Origin of the sequence: Streptomyces pluripotens (genome assembly GCF_000802245.2) — a bacterium.
Taxonomy (GTDB): Bacteria; Actinomycetota; Actinomycetes; order Streptomycetales; family Streptomycetaceae; genus Streptomyces; species Streptomyces pluripotens.
On sequence record NZ_CP021080.1, the window covers coordinates 22,841 to 40,918 of the forward strand.

15 protein-coding genes are annotated in these 18,078 nt (G+C 71.0%); 7 read left to right on the plus strand and 8 right to left on the minus strand.

Annotated features, from left to right (window positions below; genetic code table 11):
• Positions 1-328: 328 nt before the first annotated feature.
• On the plus strand, positions 329-787 hold the full coding sequence (locus tag LK06_RS00105; protein ID WP_039657263.1) for a Crp/Fnr family transcriptional regulator: 459 nt from the start codon (positions 329-331) through the stop codon (positions 785-787).
• Positions 788-828: 41 nt separating this feature from the next.
• Positions 829-1,482 (plus strand): CBS domain-containing protein, encoded by a 654-nt coding sequence (locus LK06_RS00110; RefSeq protein WP_039657261.1) that lies wholly within the window; start codon positions 829-831, stop codon positions 1,480-1,482.
• A 292-nt stretch (positions 1,483-1,774) separates the two neighbouring features.
• Here the strand turns inward: LK06_RS00110 and LK06_RS00115 are convergent, their stop codons facing one another.
• From LK06_RS00115 to LK06_RS00125, 3 genes are all read right to left on the minus strand, one after another.
• Complete coding sequence (locus LK06_RS00115) at positions 1,775-2,377, minus strand: Rv1733c family protein (protein WP_039657259.1); 603 nt, start codon at positions 2,375-2,377, stop codon at positions 1,775-1,777.
• Positions 2,378-2,411: 34 nt separating this feature from the next.
• On the minus strand, positions 2,412-3,113 hold the full coding sequence (locus tag LK06_RS00120) for a CBS domain-containing protein (protein WP_039657258.1): 702 nt from the start codon (positions 3,111-3,113) through the stop codon (positions 2,412-2,414).
• Between the two features lie 242 nt (positions 3,114-3,355).
• Positions 3,356-5,086: a GAF domain-containing sensor histidine kinase gene (locus LK06_RS00125; protein ID WP_039657350.1), complete on the minus strand. Its 1,731-nt coding sequence runs from the start codon at positions 5,084-5,086 to the stop codon at positions 3,356-3,358.
• Between the two features lie 240 nt (positions 5,087-5,326).
• On the opposite strand from LK06_RS00125, the gene ppdK reads away from it, so the two are divergent.
• Together ppdK and LK06_RS00135 are read left to right on the plus strand one after the other, a co-directional pair.
• Complete coding sequence (gene ppdK / locus LK06_RS00130) at positions 5,327-8,014, plus strand: pyruvate, phosphate dikinase (RefSeq protein ID WP_039657256.1); 2,688 nt, start codon at positions 5,327-5,329, stop codon at positions 8,012-8,014.
• 190 nt (positions 8,015-8,204) lie between these two features.
• Positions 8,205-8,675: a pyridoxamine 5'-phosphate oxidase family protein gene (locus LK06_RS00135; protein WP_039657254.1), complete on the plus strand. Its 471-nt coding sequence runs from the start codon at positions 8,205-8,207 to the stop codon at positions 8,673-8,675.
• Between the two features lie 154 nt (positions 8,676-8,829).
• Here the strand turns inward: LK06_RS00135 and LK06_RS00140 are convergent, their stop codons facing one another.
• Both LK06_RS00140 and LK06_RS00145 read right to left on the minus strand, forming a co-directional pair.
• Complete coding sequence (locus LK06_RS00140) at positions 8,830-9,558, minus strand: helix-turn-helix domain-containing protein (RefSeq protein WP_078859028.1); 729 nt, start codon at positions 9,556-9,558, stop codon at positions 8,830-8,832.
• Positions 9,559-9,579: 21 nt separating this feature from the next.
• Positions 9,580-10,647: a zinc-dependent alcohol dehydrogenase family protein gene (locus tag LK06_RS00145; RefSeq protein ID WP_039656366.1), complete on the minus strand. Its 1,068-nt coding sequence runs from the start codon at positions 10,645-10,647 to the stop codon at positions 9,580-9,582.
• 348 nt (positions 10,648-10,995) lie between these two features.
• Here LK06_RS00145 and LK06_RS00150 point away from each other — a divergent pair, with 348 nt between their 5' ends.
• The 3 genes from LK06_RS00150 (at position 10,996) to LK06_RS00160 (ending at position 13,639) form a co-directional block, all read left to right on the plus strand.
• On the plus strand, positions 10,996-11,361 hold the full coding sequence (locus LK06_RS00150) for an STAS domain-containing protein (protein WP_052270214.1): 366 nt from the start codon (positions 10,996-10,998) through the stop codon (positions 11,359-11,361).
• A 111-nt stretch (positions 11,362-11,472) separates the two neighbouring features.
• Positions 11,473-12,042, plus strand: a complete 570-nt coding sequence (locus tag LK06_RS00155; RefSeq protein ID WP_039656368.1) for an Rv1733c family protein — start codon at positions 11,473-11,475, stop codon at positions 12,040-12,042.
• A 466-nt stretch (positions 12,043-12,508) separates the two neighbouring features.
• Positions 12,509-13,639: a site-2 protease family protein gene (locus LK06_RS00160; RefSeq protein WP_052319030.1), complete on the plus strand. Its 1,131-nt coding sequence runs from the start codon at positions 12,509-12,511 to the stop codon at positions 13,637-13,639.
• A 304-nt stretch (positions 13,640-13,943) separates the two neighbouring features.
• On the opposite strand, the gene LK06_RS00165 is transcribed toward LK06_RS00160, so the two are convergent.
• The 3 genes from LK06_RS00165 to LK06_RS00175 all read right to left on the minus strand — a co-directional run bounded on the left by LK06_RS00165 (position 13,944) and on the right by LK06_RS00175 (position 18,078).
• The gene (locus LK06_RS00165; protein WP_039656376.1) at positions 13,944-14,459 is read right to left on the minus strand and encodes a flavodoxin domain-containing protein; all 516 of its coding nucleotides are present in this window, start codon (positions 14,457-14,459) and stop codon (positions 13,944-13,946) included.
• Positions 14,460-14,740: 281 nt separating this feature from the next.
• Complete coding sequence (locus LK06_RS00170) at positions 14,741-17,122, minus strand: phosphoketolase family protein (protein ID WP_086082966.1); 2,382 nt, start codon at positions 17,120-17,122, stop codon at positions 14,741-14,743.
• 80 nt (positions 17,123-17,202) lie between these two features.
• Entirely contained in the window at positions 17,203-18,078 is an 876-nt protein-coding gene (locus LK06_RS00175; protein ID WP_174673790.1) for a universal stress protein, read from the minus strand.

Genomic DNA, 18,078 nt, shown 5'->3' on the forward strand with positions numbered 1-18,078 from the left:
AAGGGCGCACTCCGTGGGACGGGCACCGGCCGGTCGAGGCTGGGGACCGGTCCCACAGCCGTGCGACGCCGCAAACGCTCACGAAAATCTGTCTCCCCGCGTGCGCTCCAGCCCACAGCGAAGAAGCGCCGCGCATGAGCAGCGGAGCTCACGGCCCCGAGGCCCGTGCAGCCTTCCCCCCCCCACAGCCCTCCCGCCAGGCGTGCGGGGCGGTCGCCGCTGTTGTCTGTTGGGGCCAAGGGGCCCTCAGGCAGGCCCGAGCGGCCCGTGGCGACCAGCTCCTGACGCGTCCACGCTGGTAGGAACAGCTACGAAGGGAGTCGGTGCGATGACCTCCGCGACCACCATGACCACAGTTCTGCCGGCCCAGCACCGTGAACGGCTGATGGCCCTCGCCCGTGAGGTCTCCTTCGAGGCCGGCACCCGCCTGTTCGAGGAGGGTCGGCGTGCCGACCGCTTCTGGATCGTGCGCACCGGCACGGTCGCCCTCGACCTGCATGTTCCCGGTCGCCGTCGCGCTGTCATCGAGACGCTCGGGCACGGCGAACTGATCGGTTGGTCCTGGCACTACCCGCCCTACCTGTGGCAGCTCGGCGCCGAGGCAATGAGCCCGGTACGGGCCTACGAGTTCGACGCCGCCCCCGTGCGCGCCATGTGCGAGGAGGATCCCGAGTTCGGCCGGGCGATCGCATTCTGGGTTGGACTCGTGGTTGCCCAGCGACTGCACTCCTCCCGGGTCCGCTTGCTCGATCTCTACGCCCCGTACGGCAGCGGCGGTCTGGGCTGATGGCCACGTCGGCGGCTCGGCGGCGTTCCGAGGAGGACAGCATGCGCAGCAGTCCGCAACAGGTGAGCGACGTGATGACGCGCGGCGTCGTCGCGGTGGGCCGTAAGGCCCTGTTCAAGGACATTGTCGAACGCATGGAGCAGTGGAAGGTCAGTGCCCTACCCGTATTGGAAGGCGACGGACGGGTGATCGGTGTGGTGTCCGAGGCCGATCTGCTACCGAAGGAGGAGTTCCGCGACAGCGATCCCGATCGCTTCACTCAGTTGCGCCGACTGCCCGACCTGGCCAAGGCCGGGGCCGTCGCCGCCGAGGAGCTGATGAGCACGCCGGCCGTCACGGTCCACGCCGACGCCTCACTCGCCGAAGCCGCCCGCATCATGGCGCTGAGACACGTCAAGCGCCTACCGGTCGTGAACGCCGAGGGAGTACTCGAAGGAGTCGTCAGCCGCGGGGACCTGCTCAAGGTGTTCCTGCGTCCGGACAACGACCTCGCGGACGAGATACGGCGGGACGTCGTCGACGTGCTCTTCCCGGCTCCCGTCGAACCTGTGCACATCGACGTCACCGATGGCGTCGCGACCCTGACCGGCCGGGTCCAGGACGCCACCCGGATTCCGCTCGCCGCCCGCCTGGTACGGGGCGTGGAGGGTGTGGTGGGTGTGGACTGCCGGCTCACGGCGTCAGGTGTGGAGTGACGTGACCGAGCTCGGGGGGGCAGGAGATCCACGGTCCGGAATCCCGGCGCTCCCGGGAGTGGACGCCCCGGTTGACGTCCGCCCAACCGGGGCGTCCACCAACCGGCTCGTGGGCGAGGGCATCACTCGTACCATCGTCGACCCGCCGTGCCTCATCTCCAGGCGGGTCATGCCGCATCCAGGCAGCCTCCCCGTCGGTGAACGTCGGTGGTGAAGAAGACCTCGCGGTTGATCCCTTCGCCATTGGGCCCTTCGACAAGCCCGCCGTCTGGGCGAGCCCCCGCGCTGCCGGTCAGGTTCCCCCGCTGTTCAGGTTCCCCCAGCGGGGTCCGACCTGATTCCACTCCTTGTCCCACTCAGCCAGGCGCCGCCTGAGGAGTCCCCCGCGGACCGCCCGTCCCGCCACCAGGACCGCGGTCCCGGCCAGCCCGGCGACGAGCACACCCGTGCCCACGGCCTCGCCCGTCGCTGCCGCACCAGTGATGGGCGCCGGCACCACCCGATTCGCGCGGTCGGTCCACACGGTGACCCGGGTTCCTGCGGGGGCGCCCGGGAAGACCCTCGCCTGATCCGTGTGCACGGAGCCGTGGGCATCCGTCCAGCGCACGGTGGCCCACTCGCGCCCGTCGCGCGATCCGCTGCCCGTGGCCGGAGGTTTCGCCGCGTCGTCGGTCAGTACGGCGGACACGGAGTGCACCCCGGCCGCGCGGGCCGAGAAGCCTTGGCCTGCCGCTCCGGCCGTCACCACACCTGCGACAACGGCGGCGAAAGTGGCGAGCACCCAGGTGACCAGCACGATCCAGGCCTCGACCACATCACTGTGGCGCTTGAGTGGGTTCCGCCGCCAACGCCACAGCCACGGGTGGGTGACGGTCGCTGCAGGTGTCCGTGTCATCGTGGGCGCCCCTCTCGTGTGCCCGCGACTCCGCTCAGGGCAGGCGGGCGGGGTCGCTGTCCGGCAGGTCGGGGGCGAGGTCCGGGTGTCGGCGCGGCCCAGTGAGCGAGCACCGCACGTCGACCACGCCCGGCACGGCCCGTGCGAGGCGGGCGGCGAGCGGGATCAGGACCGTTTCACGGACCCGGCCGGCAAGCGTGACGACACCGTCGAGCACCTCGACCCTGATGGCCTCGGTGTGCATGCCGAAGAGTCGTGCCACAACCTCGTGCCGGACCTCCTCGGCGATGTCCTCGTCGTCCCGCAGGAAGCCCTTCAGCAAGTCGGAACGGCTGACGATGCCTTTCAGAGTGCCGTCGCGGCCGACGACTGGCAACCGCTTGACCCTGGTGCGCGCCATGATGCGCGCGGCGTGGCCGACGGTGGCATCGGGTGCCACGGTCATGGCCGGGGCCGTCATCAGCTCCGCCGCGGTCACCGCGTTCGCCTTGCGGACCTCCGCGAGGTGCTGCACCTGTCCGTACCGCCCGACGTCTCCGTCCCGGTACTCCTCCTTGGGCAGCAGGTCTGCCTCGGAGACCACACCGACGACACGCCCCGAACTGTCCAGGACCGGGAGGGCGCTGACCCGCCACTCTCGCATGGCCTTCACGATGTCCTTGAAAGAAGCCCCCGCGCGCAGGGCGACGACCCGGTGGGTCATCACGTCGTTCACGAGGGCCGGAGTGCCGTTCATGGCGTCCTCCAAGGGCGTCGGTGTCGTCGTCGGACACTCTCAGGCTGCTGCCACGGCGCCGTTCCGGGCATGGGCCGAGTGGCCCCGACCCCCTGCCCCGCCGGCCCTGCCCCCTGCTCGGCGACACCCATCGCCTTCTCGGTCCCGTACCGCGAAGGCGCCGACCTGGCCGTGTACGGCGGCGCAGGACCCGGCACGGTCATCGCCACGCACGCCGATGACAGGGGAGCCGCGCTCAGCGACTACTGGTGCCCGTGGTCGGCGGGCAGCGGGACCCTCCATTCCACCTCGGCGCCTCCTGTGCCGGCCCCGGACACCTGTAGCCGCCCGCCGAGCGACTCCGCCCGCTCGGCCATGTTCCGCAGCCCGCTGCGGCGCCCGTCGGGCGGGATGCCCACGCCGTTGTCCGAAACCTTCAGGCACACCTCACGGCCGTCCGTCGTGACCACCACCTGTGCCCGGTCGGCGTGGGCGTGCCGGGCGATGTTGGTGAGGGCCTCGGAGAGCACCGCCACGATGTGATCGGCGATCTCGGACGGCACGTCAGTGTCGATCAGTCCCTCCATGCGCACGCTGGGGGCAAAGCCCAGCACGGGGGTGGCCTCGCCGACCATCCGGACGATCCGCGCCCGCAGTCCGGTTCCGGCGGCGCCCTCCCTGGTCCGCAGTCCGAAGATCGTCGACCTGATGATCTTGATCGTCTCGTCGAGGTCGTCCACGGCCCGCAACACCCGTTCGGCCGCCTCGGAGTGCTCGATGAAGCGACCTGCGCTCTGCAAGGTCATGCCGGTAGCGAACAGCCGCTGAATGGCCAGGTCGTGCAGGTCCCGCGCGATCCGGTCGCGGTCCTCCAGCAGCGCGATCTGCTGGGCATCCTGCCGGCGCTCGGCCAGTTCCATCGCGATCGCAGCCTGGGCGGCAAAGCCCTGCAGCATCTCGGTCTCCTTCGCCGAGAAAACCGGCCGGCCGGCTTCCCGGGCCACCAGGACCACGCCTCGGACGCCCCCCTCGCTGGTACCGATCGGGACAGCCACAGCGGGGCCGAGCCCGCGGAAACGCGGGGGCTCGGGAGCGACCCGCGCGTCGCTGTTCACGTCATCGCTGCTGACCGGAGCAGCGGCGGAGAAGGCCAGACCCATCAGGCTCTCCCCCAGCGGTAGCACGAGACCCCGGTGCGCGTCGGCTTCCGCCCCCACGGCGATCTCCACGCCGAGGGCCGGTGCGTCCGCCATGGGCATCGCCACCGCCGCCAGGGCCGATCCCGTGATCTCCCGGGCCCGTTCCGCGATCAGGTCCAGCGCCTCGGCGCGTTCGCTACCGGACATCAGGCTGTGACTGATCTCCGCGTTCGCCAGCAGCCACCGCTCACGCAGCAGGGACTCCTCGTAGAGACGGGCGTTGTCGATGGCTACGCCGGCCGCGACGGCCAGCGTCGACAACACCGCCTCGTCCTCTTCGTCGAAATCCAGCCCCCCGCGCTTCTCGGTCAGGTAGAGGTTGCCGAAGACCTGGCCCCGGACCCGGATGGGGACGCCGAGGAAACTGTTCATCGGCGGGTGGTTCGGTGGGAAGCCGTACGACGAGGGATGCTGGGAGAGCTTCGACAGCCGGAGCGGCGCCGGATGGCGGATCAACTCGCCCAGGATGCCGTGGCCCTCGGGGAAATGGCCGATCGCGGCGATGTCCTGGTCGGTCGCGCCTACGGTGTGGAAGGCCGTCAGGGTGCTGCCGTCGGGGCCGATGACGCCGAGGGCGGCGTACTCGGCGTCCACGAGCGCGGCGGCCGCCTCGACGATGGAGTGCAGTGCGTGTTCCAGGTCCAGCTCGCGCCCCACGGACAGAACCGCCTCCAGGAGGCTGTGCACCCGGTCTCGGGTGCCGCGGGCCGCATCCAGCCGAGCCTGCAACTCCTCCAGCAGCTCGTCGAGCCGCAGCTGCGGCAATCGCACGCGGGGCTCCTCCGGGATTGCCACCACGTCCCTCCAGATCTCCCGTCGCACCCTGACCTCGGCGCCTGCCGGGGTCTCCCCCACCGTATCGGTCCCGGACCGGCGACGGCACGTCCCACGGGTGGGCCGGGGGACCCTGCCCACCCGTGGGAGGGCCGGGGCCGGTCGGCCCAGCCGGAGGGACGGAGAGCACCTCGTCATGCGGTCCGGTACCGGCCGACGCTGGAACGGTACGCACAGACCGCACACCTGAGGAGTGCCGCCATGGTCCGTTACGTGTACGACTTCCGGGACGGCGACCGGGGCCTGGCCGACCTACTCGGCGGCAAGGGTGCCAACCTGGCCGAGATGACCCGGCTGGGACTGCCGGTGCCTCCGGGGTTCACCGTCACGACCGAGGCGTGCCGTGCCTTCCTGGCCACCGGTGAGGAGCCGGAGGGCATGTCGGCCGAGATCTCCCGGCACTTGTCGGCCCTGGAGACGGCGACCGGACGGCTGCTGGGGCAGCCGGACGACCCGCTGCTGCTGTCCGTGCGGTCCGGAGCCCGGTTCTCCATGCCCGGGATGATGGAGACGGTGCTGGACATCGGCCTGAACGACGCCTCTGTGCTCGGCCTCGCCAAGGTCTCCGGCAGTGAGCGCTTCGCCTGGGACTCCTACCGTCGGCTCGTCCAGATGTTCGGCAGTACGGTGATGGGGGTTGATCCCGCCCTGTTCGACGAGGCGATGACCCTGCTCAAGGAGGCCCGCAAGGCCCCCGACGACCTGCATCTGGATGCGTCCGACCTCGCCTGGCTGGTGGAGTCGTACAAGCGGCTGATCCGCAACGAGACGGGCCGTGACTTCCCGCAGTCCCCGGCCCAGCAGCTGCAGCAGGCGGTCCTCGCCGTCTTCCGGTCGTGGAACGCCGCGCGCGCCCGGCTGTACCGGCACCGCGAGCACATCCCCGACGACCTGGGCACCGCGGTCACCGTGCAGCGCATGGTGTTCGGCAACCTCGGCCCCGACTCGGGCAGTGGCGTCGCCTTCACCCGCGACCCGGCCACCGGACGCCCGGGCCTGTACGGGGACTATCTGCCCAACGCCCAGGGAGAGGACGTCGTCGCCGGAATCCGCGACACCATGACACTCGCCGAGCTGGAACGGCTGGACCCGCGCTCGTACCAGCGGCTGCACGACCATGCGCGCACGCTGGAACGGCACTACCGGGATCTGTGCGACATCGAGTTCACGATCGAGCGCGGCACTCTGTGGATGCTGCAGACCCGGGTCGGCAAGCGGACGGCCGAGGCCGCGTTCGCCATCGCCGCCGAACTGGTCGGGGAAGGACTGATCACGGTCGACGAGGGCCTGAACCGGGTCAACGGTGAAGGACTCGCACGGCTGATGTTCCCCCGGTTCGATACCGACCGGGCCGGAGACGTGCTCGCCCACGGTGTGCCAGCCTCCCCGGGCGCGGCGGTCGGTGCAGCCGTGTTCGACTCCGCGGAGGCGGTGCGGAGGGCCGCGGCGGGCGAGCAGGTGGTGCTCGTGCGCGAGGAGACCACACCCGATGACCTGCCCGGTATGGTCGCCGCCCAGGCCGTGCTGACCAGTCGGGGAGGAAAGACCAGCCACGCGGCCGTCGTCGCCCGCGGGATGGGCCGAGTCTGTGTCTGCGGCGCACAGGACCTCGTCGTGAACACCGGGGCCCGGCGCTTCACCGCCCGGGACGGAATCGTCGTCGAGGAGGGCGACGTCATCTCGGTTGACGGGTCAGTCGGCGCGGTCTACCCGGGCAAGGTCCCGCTGATCGCCTCGGCGACCATGCGTTACCTGGAGTCCGGCGAACAGGCGGACAGTGTGGTCGCGGCGGTCGCCCGCACTCTGGAACACGCCGACGTGGTGCGGCGGCTGGAGGTGCGGGCCAACGCCGACACGCCGGAAGACGCCGCGCGCGCCCGGCGGTTCGGGGCGCAGGGCATCGGACTGTGCCGTACCGAGCACATGTTCCTCGGCGAACGGCGCAAGTTGGTCGAGGAGATGATCCTCGCCCGTACGGACGCCGGGCGCGAGCAGGCTCTGGCGGCTCTTCTTCCGCTCCAACGGCAGGACTTCGCGGGCATCCTGGAGGCGATGGACGGCTTGCCGGTCACGATACGGCTGCTTGACCCACCGCTGCACGAGTTCCTGCCCGACCGCGTCCAACTCGCCGTGCGCATCGCCTCCGCCGAGGCCAGTGGTGGACGGCCCGACCCACACGACGTGGAGTTGCTCGACGCGGTGAACCGGATGCACGAGGAGAACCCGATGCTCGGCCTGCGTGGCGTCCGGCTCGGGCTCGTCGTGCCGGGCCTGGTCGCCATGCAGGTGCGAGCGGTCGCCGAGGCGGTGGTCGAACGTACCCGCGCCGGGGGCTCGCCACGGGCGGAGATCATGGTGCCACTCGTCGGCGCCGTGGAGGAGCTCCGGCTCGCCCGCGAGGAGGTGACCCGGGTACTGGCTGAGGTAAGTGAGGAGACAGGGGTACCGGTCCGGTGTCCCGTCGGCACGATGATCGAGCTGCCTCGTGCGGCGCTCACGGCGGGACGGATCGCCGAAGAGGCGGAGTTCTTCTCCTTCGGCACCAACGACCTGACCCAGACCACCTGGGGTTTCTCCCGCGACGACGTCGAGGCCGCCTTCTTCCCGGCCTACCTGGACAAGGACGTCTTCGCCACCTCGCCGTTCGAGACCCTCGACCGCGAGGGGGTGGGCCGGCTGGTTCGGATCGCCGTGGAGGAGGGCCGGGCAGCCCGACCGGGGCTGCAGACCGGCGTCTGCGGCGAGCACGGTGGCGACCCTGAGTCGATCCACTTCTTCCACGCCGTCGGCCTGGACTACGTCTCCTGCTCGCCGTTCCGGGTTCCGGTGGCCCGTCTGGAGGCGGGCCGGGCCGCGCTGAATGGAATCGGCACGAGCGACACCAGGTGAGTCTGATCGGGCCGTCCGGCCCCCGACAGGGTCCGAACGGCACTGGAAGGACGCAAAGACGATGACCGACAGTGAAGCCAGGAGCGGCACCGATCCCCCGCGGTGTCGCTCCGCCCGCGTCCCGGCACCGTACGCACCGGCGGAACGAAACCGGCACAAAGAGAGCCATGGACCCGCGAAGAAGCCAACCATGATCCGTCACCCTGATCCGGCGCACCGGCGCATCGACCTCGACCGTGCCGAGGCGCTGCGACTGCTGGGCAGCGTGCCGTTGGGGAGGATCGTCTTCACCCGGCAGGCGCTGCCCACCGTCCACCCGGTCAATCACGTCCTGGACGGCGGTGACATAGTGATCCGCACGCCCGAGGGCGTGGCCCTCACCTCGCAGTCCGGCCCGGCCGAGCGCATCGGTGTGGTGGTCGCCTACGAGGCCGACGCCATCGATCCGGACACTCATCTCGGCTGGAGCGTGGTGGTCACCGGATACGCCCGCCTGGTCACCGATCCCGGCGAACTGGCCCGCATCCGATCGCTCTTGCGTACCTGGGCGCCGCTGCAGGGCATGGATCACGCGGTCCGCATCCGCCCGGAACTGGTCACGGGGGTGCTCCTCACGGCGGGCCCGCCAGGTGCCCCTGGGCGCCGGTCGGGAAAGGACTGATTCCGGACCGTGCATCGCATGGTCCGGACCGTATGTTCCGGACCATGCGGCGTGAGGCGGGGCGGCACGCGTACTCGGTACGCGTGCCGCCCCGCCTCACTGTCTCCGCAGGTCGGTCAGCTACCGGTCAGTTTCCGGTGCGCTCGTGCCCCGCTCAGTTCGTGATCCGGCGCCCGGTGACGGTCGGAGAGTCGATCCGCACCCACAGGTCACGCGTTCCTCCCGTCCAGGGCGCGCTGCTCGCCACCTCCGTGCAACGGTGCTGCTCCTGCGGATCCGTCACGGTCCGGGCGTACCCGCGGACCAGCACGCTCCACCCCCGGCTGAACGCGTCGTCGATCCGGTCGACCTCGAAGGCCACCGGCGCACCGACCGCGAGCGACGGAGTGGCGCCGGGTGAGGTCCTGAAGACCACAGCACCGTCGACGACACTGTAGTTGACCGGCACGATCACCGGTCCGGTGGCCGTGGGGACCGCCAGCCGGCCCACCCCGTGTGTCCCCAACAGGGCTCGACACTCGTCGGGCCCCAGCTCGGTGAAGCGGGGTTCACGGGCGGCGCGCCCGGGGCCGGGAGGCAGGTCCACAGCACCGCCGGTCAGCTCGGTCACCGTGGTCTCCAGGGCCTCGGCCAGTCTGATCAGTGAGCCCGTGCCCGGCGCGGCACCCGGCTGTTCCTCAAGGTACCGGAGATAGCCGACGGCCATGCCGGCCCGCGCGGCTGTCTGCCGCCGGGTCAGCCCGAGCTGCGCCCGCCGGGCGGCCACGCGGCGGCCCAGATCTCCGTGCGGCGCCTCCGTCACCAGTGTCATGCTCGCCGGTTCGGCCCGGCTCACTGGTGCGGTCGGGCTCGTCGGCCCGGTCGGGCTTGTCGGTTCGGTCATGGCCGTCACGCTCCTTCTCGATCAGGCTACGGGAACGGCCACTTCGTGCCGTTCGCCACCGAGCACCACTTTCAGGGCACCCGTCTCGTCGGCCTGGGAGAAGACGTCGTAGGCCTCCTCCATCTGTTCCAGCGGGAGGACATGGGTGACCAGTTGTTGGGTCGGCAACCGGCCCGCCGCGGCCATCCGCAGCAGAGTGGGGGTGGAGTAGGTGTCCACCAGACCGGTCGTGATGGTCACGTTCTTGCTCCACAGGTCTTCCAGGGCGAGTGTGGCCGGCTTGCCGTGTACACCGATGTTGGCCACGTGACCGCCGGGACGGACCATGCGGGTGCACAGTTCGAAGCTCTCCGGCCGGCCCACCGCTTCTATGACCACGTCCGCGCCGAGTCCGTCGGTCAGATCGGCCACCAGTTGGCCGGGCGCCTCGCGGACGTCGGCCACCGCGTCGGCGCCTAGCCGCCTGGCGGCCTCCAGCCGGGCCGGTACCAGGTCGGCGGCGATGATCCGCTCCGGCGCGAACAGACGCGCCGTGGCGATCGCCGCGAGTCCGATGGGGCCGGCGCCGACGACGGCGACGGTGTCCCCGGGCCGTACGCACCCGTTGAGCACGCCCACCTCGTAGGCGGTCGGGAAGATGTCCGCGAGCAATACGGCGTCCTCGCTGCGCACGGCGGCGGGCAGCGGATGCACTGACAGGTCGGCGTAAGGGACGCGGACGTACTCGGCCTGTGTACCGTCCACCAGATGGCCGAGGATCCAACCCCCGCCGCCCCGGCACTGCCCGTAGCTCTGCTCCCGGCAGAAACGGCACCGTCCGCACGAGGTGATGCACGAGACCAGTACCCGGTCCCCCGGCCGTACGGTGCGTACGTCGCTGCCGACCTCGACGATCTCGCCGACGGCCTCGTGGCCCAGCACCGTTCCCGGGCGCACTTCGGGCACATCGCCCTTGAGGATGTGCAGGTCCGTTCCACAGATGGTCACGGCGCCGACCTTCACGATGGCGTCGGTCGGTTCCTTGAGGCCGGGGTCCGGGACGTCCTGCCAGGACGCCTCTCCGGGACCGTGGAAGACGAAGCCTTTCATGACGCTCCTCACCCCTTCGGTCGCTGTGCCACGGTGGCTCGGCACTCCGGCACCCTGCCGGGACCGCCCCGCGTCTCCAGGTTGGGTGGGGGGTGACGGGGTGCGCTTGGGCCGTCCGGCCCCGGACACCCGGCCGGACGGCGCCGATCGATCCGTGGGTGAAGGCGGGCCACGGCCGGCGTTCCCGCGGCCGGGCACCGAACGGTCCGGCCCGCCCCGCGCTCCGACGGCGGGTGGTCCAGAGTGTTCCCCGATCGGCCCCGTCGCAAGGACCGATCGGCCCTTCCGGCACGCCCGGCGCTGCGCTTCGCTCTTCCCGTGTCCAAGAACCACACGCGCCCCGCGGCTGTGGAGCACGGCAGGCCCGCTGCGGTCACAGCCCACCGTCCGTCCGGCGCAACGACGGTCCTGCCGCTGCGCGGGGAGATCGATCTGTTGACGGCACCCACCCTGGCGGAGCGGATCGACGCGCTCACCGCGCATCCGCACCCGGACCTGGTGCTGGACCTCCGGCCGGTCGACTTCATCGACTGTGCGGGGCTGCGCCTGCTGTGCCGGGCGCGCAATCGGGCGCTGGCCAAGCGGGGCCGACTGCGGCTGGTCACGGACAGCGCGGGTTTCCTGCGGATGCTGCGCGCGGCGGGGTTGTGGGGCGTGTTCGAGGTGCATGCGCGGCTGCCGTCGCAGCCGACGGGGACCAACGGCTCCTGCTGACGGCTGGCTTGGTACCGAGTGGCCCCCACCGGGGTTCCGTCGGCCCCTGTGAGCAGCCACCCGACGGATGCGAGCGTCGAAGGCATCGCCACCACGAGGAGGTCGGGCCCGATGAGCGCACACAGGCGGCTGTGGCGGCTGCGGAGCAATTCGCTGCGTCGGCGCGAGGACGTCATGGAAGCCTGGATCGTGCTGGCAGTCTGGGTACTGATCGTGGTCGGCGGTGCCGTCGCCGGGGTGGTCACGGCCCGTGCCGCGGCGGCGGTGTTCACGCACCAGCGTGCCGAGCAGCACGCCGTCCAGGCCGTGCTTGTCGCGGGCGTCCCACTCGCCCCAACGGTCTGGTCGGCCGATGGCCGAGTCCGGGCGGAGGTTCGCTGGCTCGCCCCCGACGGTACGGCGCACACCGGGCGGACACTGGTCGACTCCGGTCTGAAGGCCGGGTCCCGGGTGACGGTGTGGGTGGACGGCCAGGGACAGCTCATGCTCACGAAGCCGGCAGGGCCCGCCGAGGGCGCCCTCGAGGCCGGCCTCCTCGGACTCGGGGCTGCCCTCGCCTTCGCCGCTCCGGTGTACGGAGCGGGCGCACTCGCGCGGGCGTGGCTCGACCGTCGGCGCTCGGCCGACTGGGAAAGGGAGTGGGAACTGGTGGGACCTCGCTGGACCCACCGGACGAGCTGACGCGGGGCGCGGGCGCCCGACCCGCGTCGGTACGTCCACGATGCCCCGGTTTCGGGAGCCACCCGTCCAGGCATTCGCGCATGTTCCGTTCGCCCGTCCTTTCACGCCCGGATTTCCGACGGTCCGTTCCTTTCCTTCACACGTCCGTTTCACCGGCGTCCGCCCGTCCCTTCGTTCCTCACTGCCTCCGGCCGGCCTGCGTCCCGCCGTCTGTGGGGAGGCCGAGCTCCAGCGCAGCTCTGGAGTCCGGCCTCCCTGCAGACGGCCCCGGCCGGTCTGGTCGTCCCCCGGTCAGAGCCGACCGGCCCCTCCTCGTCCGCCTGGTCACCGCCGCACCCTGAAGGTGCCACGGCCGCATTCCGTGGCCTGCGCATCGTGTTCCGTGGCCTCGCGGCCACGTGGCCCATGCGGAACTGCGCGGGGGGCCGTTCGTTCGCGCAGTGACAGCCGGAGGAAGGCGAGGTTCATGGAGGAGACGCTGTCCCTCGGCCGGATCGGCGGCGTGCGGGTGGGCCTGCACTGGAGCGTGCTGGTCATCGTCGCCCTGGTGACGGTCGCACTGGCACGCGGCCGGTTCCCCGAAGCGCACCCGGGGCACTCCGCGTTCGCGTACTGGGCGCTCGCCGTGCTCACCGCAGTCGTGTTTCTCGTGTCGCTGCTGGCGCACGAACTGGCGCACGCGGTGGTGGCCCGGCGCAACGACGTCCAGGTGGAGGGCATCACCCTGTGGATGCTGGGCGGCGCGGCACGACTGCGTGGAGAGGCGCCGTCGCCTGCCGCGGAACTGCGCATCGCCGGTGTGGGGCCACTGACGAGTCTGCTGGCCGGTGCGGTACTCGCGGCCGCTGCACTGGGGCTGGGCGCGCTGCACGTATCCGGGCTGGTGGTGGAGGCCGTCGCCTGGCTGGCCGCGATCAACGTCCTGCTGGCGGTGTTCAACGCGCTGCCCGCCGCTCCGCTGGACGGAGGACGGTTGCTGAGGGCGTACCTGTGGCACCGTACCGGCGACCGGTTGCGGGCCACCCAGGGGGCCACGGCGGCGGGCCGAGCGCTGGGCTGGTTCATGGTGGTGACCGGATTCGCGGACTTGCTGTTCATCGGCAACCTGGCCGGGCTGTGGCCCGCGCTGATCGGCTGGTTCCTGATCGCGGCGGCCACCGCGGAGGCCCGTCAGGCGCAGATGCGCGGCGCCCTGGAAGGGGTTCCGGTGAGCCGGGTGATGACCCCGGACCCGGTGACCGTCCCGGCCACCGCGACACTCGCCGCCTTCCTGGCCGAAGGGCCCTTCGGTTCGTACCGGCACTCGGCGTTCCCGGTCCTGGAGGCGGACGGCTCCGTCACCGGACTACTCACGCTGAGGCGCGTGAACGCGGCACCGGCGCACGCGCGCGCGACCACCACGGTCCGTGAGGTGATGCACCCCCTGGGTGAAGTGGTGACGGCCGTTCCGCAGGAGCCGGTCCTCGACCTGCTTCCGCGTTTGGAGGCGAACCCCCTGCGGCGCGCCCTGGTCATCGACGGCGGCCGGGTCGCCGGAATCCTCACCGTCGCCGACATCGCCCGCGCCCTGGCCTGGCCGGCCGCACGCAAGGTCTGAACGGCAGCAGGACGGACGTGCCGAGTGCGGCAGTCGCCTCCTGCACGGTCCGTAGCACGGCACGGCGGCGCCCGGTGAGACGGTCGGTTTCGGACGGGCCACCGCCCGCCGTGACATCACGGCACGACTCCCGGGTGCCCTGCACAGCCGTGCTGTGACGTCACGGCGGGCGTTACTTGGCGCTCCGCCGGAAGTGCCGCACCGCGTACCGTCCGTCGTCCGCGGACCGTTCATGGCTGGTCGCGCAGTTCCCGGCGCCCGTTCACGGCGCTTGTTGAACTGCAACGGGCTTCGCCCGGCCTCCTCAGCCGCGGGCCAGATCCCCGGCGATCTGCGCCGCCCACTTCTCGATGGCGGTGAAATCCCGGAAGTCCCCGCCCTTTCCGGAGCGGAGGATCATCCGGGCCACCCGCCCTTTGGCGCCCTCTTCCAGACGGCCGCCGAACGTCACGTGACCGCGCACATCCAACTGGATCATGGCGCGATGCACCCCGCGCACCGGCGGAATGTCCCGCTCCGCGGCAGAAGCGTCCAGTGGGCCGCTGCTGAAGAACCACACCGGTCGTGCCGCGAGCTCGCGGCGATGGCGGCGGACGAAGCGGCGGGCGTCCTTGTGCCAGCGCCCTGCGTACAGCCCGCCGCCGACCACCACGGCGTCGTACGGCGCCAGGCTCGTCACGGACCGGGCGGGCAGCGCTTCGGCCGTCAGTCCCGCCTTGCCCAGGACGCCGGCCACCGCCTCGGCGATCTCGGCCGTGGACCCGTTGGTGGTTCCGTAGGTGACCAGCACTTTGCCCTTCGTGGCTGCTTTGTCCGTCATCGCCGCCTGGCCGGTCGTGGCCGCGTTGTCCGTCATGACGATGCGCCTCCTCTCTCCATCCGTACGGTCGGCCACCGACGGCGGTCCGCCGGGTCCCGACCGTACGGGCACGTGTCGTCCAGTCGCCGGGTGAGGCCCTGCGGCACTCGGGGCAGGGGCGGGGCGGTCTCCGCCATCCCCCTCCCGCAGACGCCACCGCCGGCCGCTCCTTGACTCCCGCCCACCGGAAGGCCGCTGATCTACTCCTGCATGTCCGCTCCTTCGGTCAGCGGTTGCTTCGGTCAGCCGTCCCAGCTCCAGTCGGCGACTTCCGGCATGTCGGTGCCGTGGGCGCGGATCCAGCTGTGGTGGCGGGTGCGGGCGTCGGCCATCTCCTGGCGTACGGCGGCGGCACGGACGGCGAGGCCGGGCACGCGGTCGATGACGTCCATGACCAGGCGGTAGCGGTCGAGGTCGTTGCGGACCACCATGTCGAACGGCGTGGTCGTGGTTCCCGACTCCTTGTAACCGCGCACGTGCAGGTTCTTGTGCCCGGTACGGCGGTAGGCCAGGCGGTGGATCAGCCACGGGTACCCGTGGTAGGCGAAGATCACCGGCTTGTCCGTGGTGAACAGACCGTCGTATTCGGCGTCGGTCATACCGTGCGGGTGTTCCTCGTGCGGCATCAACCGGGTCATGTCGACCACGTTGACCACACGGACGGCGAGGTCGGGCAGGTGCCGGCGCAGCAGTTGGGCCGCGGCCAGTACTTCCAGCGTGGGCACGTCTCCGGCGCAGGCGAGGACGACGTCCGGCTCGTCGGTGTTCGGTGAGCCGGCCCAGTCCCAGATGCCGGCGCCGCGGGCGCAGTGGGCGCGGGCTTGGTCCATGGTCAGCCAGTCGAAGCTGGGTTGTTTGCCGGCTACGACGACGTTGACGTAGTCCCGGCTGCGCAGGACGTGGTCGGCGACGGAGAGCAGGGTGTTGGCGTCCGGCGGTAGGTAGACGCGGACGACGTCGGGGCTCTTGTTCAGGACGTGGTCGACGAAGCCGGGATCCTGGTGGGAGAAGCCGTTGTGGTCCTGGCGCCAGACGTGCGAGGTCAGAAGGTAGTTCAGGGAGGCGATGGGGGCGCGCCATGGGAGTTCTCTGGAGGTCTTGAGCCATTTGATGTGCTGGTTGACCATCGAGTCGACGATGTGTACGAACGCCTCGTAGCAGGAGAACAGTCCGTGTCGGCCGGTCAGGAGGTAGCCCTCCAGCCAGCCCTGGCAGGTGTGTTCGGAGAGGATCTCCAGTACCCGGCCGTGTCGGTCGAGGTGCTCGTCGACCGGGAGGGTTTGGGCCTGCCAGGCCTTGCCGCTGGCGTCGAAGACGGCTTGCAGTCGGTTGGAGGCGGTCTCGTCGGGGCCCACGAGGCGGAAGTCCCGGCGGGTCGAGGTGTCCTTCATGACCTGTTCGAGGAGGTCTCCCAGGACCCGGGTCGGCTCGTGCAGGGTCGTGCCGGGCTTGTCCACCGGCACCGCGAACCGGTCCAACGCCGGCAGGGGCAGGTCCCGCACGAGGAGACCGCCGTTGGCGTACGCGGTGGCACCGAGCCGTTTGGCACCCTCGGGCACACACGCCAGGACCTCCGCGGCGGGCCGGCCATCAGCGCCGAACAACTCCTCGGGCCGGTACGAGCGCAACCACTGCTCCAGTTGGCGCAGGTGCTCCGGGTTCTCCCGCACCCCGGCCAACGGGACCTGGTGGGCGCGCCAGGTGCCCTCCACCGGTACCCCGTCCACCTCCGCCGGGCCGGTCCAGCCCTTCGGTGTGCGCAGCACGATCATCGGCCAATGGGGCCGCTCGGCGCCCCCGCCCTCGCGGGCCGTGCGCTGCACCAGCGCGATGCGGTCGAGGGCTTCGTCGAAAGCCGCCGCCATGGCCCGGTGCACGGTCGCCGGGTCGTCGCCGGTGACATGGATCGGCTCGTGACCGTACCCGCGCAGCAACGCATCGAGCTCGGCCTCGGGAAGCCGGGAGAGCACGGTCGGATTGGCGATCTTGTAGCCGTTGAGGTGCAGGACCGGCAGAACAGCACCATCACGCACGGGATCGAGGAACTTGTTGGAATGCCAGGACGCGGCCAACGGCCCCGTCTCCGCCTCACCGTCACCGATCACACAGGTCACCAGCAGACCCGGATGGTCGAAGGCAGCACCGTAGGCGTGCGCGAGGGAGTACCCCAACTCACCGCCCTCGTGGATCGAACCCGGCGTCTGGGGCGCCACATGACTGGGCACCCCACCCGGGAAGGAGAACTGCCGGAACAACCGCCCCAAACCGGCCGCATCCCGAGCCACATCCGGATAGGTCTCGCTATACGTCCCCTCCAACCAGGAACCCGCCAGAACAGCCGGACCACCATGACCCGGCCCCCACACACACAACGCGTCCACTCCACGCGCCTTGATCACACGATTGAGGTGGGTGTACACGAGGTTCAACCCCGGCGAAGTACCCCAGTGACCAAGCAACCGCGGCTTGATGTGCTCCGGCCTCAACGGCTCACGCAACAACGGATTGGCCATGAGGTAGATCTGACCCACGGCCACATAGTTGGCCGCCCTCCAATGCGCGTCCAGACTGCGCAATTCCTCGTCGGTCAGTGCAGTGGCGTCCTGACGGGCGTCCTCGGGCATGGGGGCTCCGATGGTCGGAAGGTCTGATGTCTGGTCGGGGGGCAAGGGGCTGGTAGGGAGGGTGAGGGGGCCGTGCCGGATCAAGCGGGTTCGGGTACGACCGCCACGGGACAGGCGGCGTGGTGCAACACTCCGTGGGCGACACGGCCGAGCTGGAGGCCGAAGTGACCGGACCGGCGCCGCGCGCCGACGACGAGCAGCCCGGCATGGCGGGACGCAGCGAGCAGGGCGTCACGGGGGTGGCCCTCGATGGTCGTCCGGTGGAGTTCCAGGTTCTCCGGCGCGTCCCGCAATGCTTGTTCCACCATCTCAGCGGCGTCCTGTTCCTGCAGATGCGCCGGCTCGCCGGTGAGCAGCGGGTGCCCGGTGACCACGTGCGCGGGCCGCCGCCAGGCGCGCACGGCCTCCAGCGGTACGCCGCGCAGTCCGGCCTCCTCGATGGCGAAGCGTACGGCGGCCGAGCCCGCCGGCTTTCCCGCCACGCCCAGGACCACACGGTCCTGGGCCCCGGGCCGGACACGATTGTCGTGGCTGCCGCGCAGGACGATGACCGGGCACTGCGCGCGTCCGGCCACGGTCACGCTGACGGAGCCGAGCAGGGCCTCGGTCACCCCGCTGCGACCGCGGCAGCCAAGGACCACGGCGAGCGCGGTGCCGCTCTCCCGGACGAGTGCGTACTCCGGTTCCTCCGGCAGCACCTCGGTGGTGACCTGTACGCCGGGCTGACGGCGGTGGGCGCGCTGCGCAGCACCGTCCACGATGTCCTGGGCCAACGCCTCCTCGGTCTCCCGACCGTGGTCCCGGCCGGGCAGCTCGCCTTCATAGCGTTCCCAGAGCGAGGCGTACACCAGGCGGAGCGGCACCCCGCGCAGCGCTGCCTCGTCGGTCGCCCAGTCCACGGCGCGCAGGCTCTGTTCGGAGCCGTCGACGCCGACGACGATCGGCAGTTCCACCAT

Bases quoted from the DNA above. Each gene is read 5' to 3' on its own strand.
- LK06_RS00105 (WP_039657263.1), top strand. From the start codon at position 329: ATGACCTCCGCGACCACCATGACCACAGTTCTGCCGGCCCAGCACCGT.
- LK06_RS00110 (WP_039657261.1), top strand. From the start codon at position 829: ATGCGCAGCAGTCCGCAACAGGTGAGCGACGTGATGACGCGCGGCGTC.
- LK06_RS00115 (WP_039657259.1), bottom strand. From the start codon at position 2,377: ATGACACGGACACCTGCAGCGACCGTCACCCACCCGTGGCTGTGGCGT.
- LK06_RS00120 (WP_039657258.1), bottom strand. From the start codon at position 3,113: ATGAACGGCACTCCGGCCCTCGTGAACGACGTGATGACCCACCGGGTC.
- ppdK (WP_039657256.1), top strand. From the start codon at position 5,327: ATGGTCCGTTACGTGTACGACTTCCGGGACGGCGACCGGGGCCTGGCC.
- LK06_RS00135 (WP_039657254.1), top strand. From the start codon at position 8,205: ATGATCCGTCACCCTGATCCGGCGCACCGGCGCATCGACCTCGACCGT.
- LK06_RS00140 (WP_078859028.1), bottom strand. From the start codon at position 9,558: ATGACCGAACCGACAAGCCCGACCGGGCCGACGAGCCCGACCGCACCA.
- LK06_RS00145 (WP_039656366.1), bottom strand. From the start codon at position 10,647: ATGAAAGGCTTCGTCTTCCACGGTCCCGGAGAGGCGTCCTGGCAGGAC.
- LK06_RS00155 (WP_039656368.1), top strand. From the start codon at position 11,473: ATGAGCGCACACAGGCGGCTGTGGCGGCTGCGGAGCAATTCGCTGCGT.
- LK06_RS00160 (WP_052319030.1), top strand. From the start codon at position 12,509: ATGGAGGAGACGCTGTCCCTCGGCCGGATCGGCGGCGTGCGGGTGGGC.
- LK06_RS00165 (WP_039656376.1), bottom strand. From the start codon at position 14,459: ATGACGGACAAAGCAGCCACGAAGGGCAAAGTGCTGGTCACCTACGGA.
- LK06_RS00170 (WP_086082966.1), bottom strand. From the start codon at position 17,122: ATGCCCGAGGACGCCCGTCAGGACGCCACTGCACTGACCGACGAGGAA.
- LK06_RS00175 (WP_174673790.1), bottom strand. From the start codon at position 18,078: ATGGTGGAACTGCCGATCGTCGTCGGCGTCGACGGCTCCGAACAGAGC.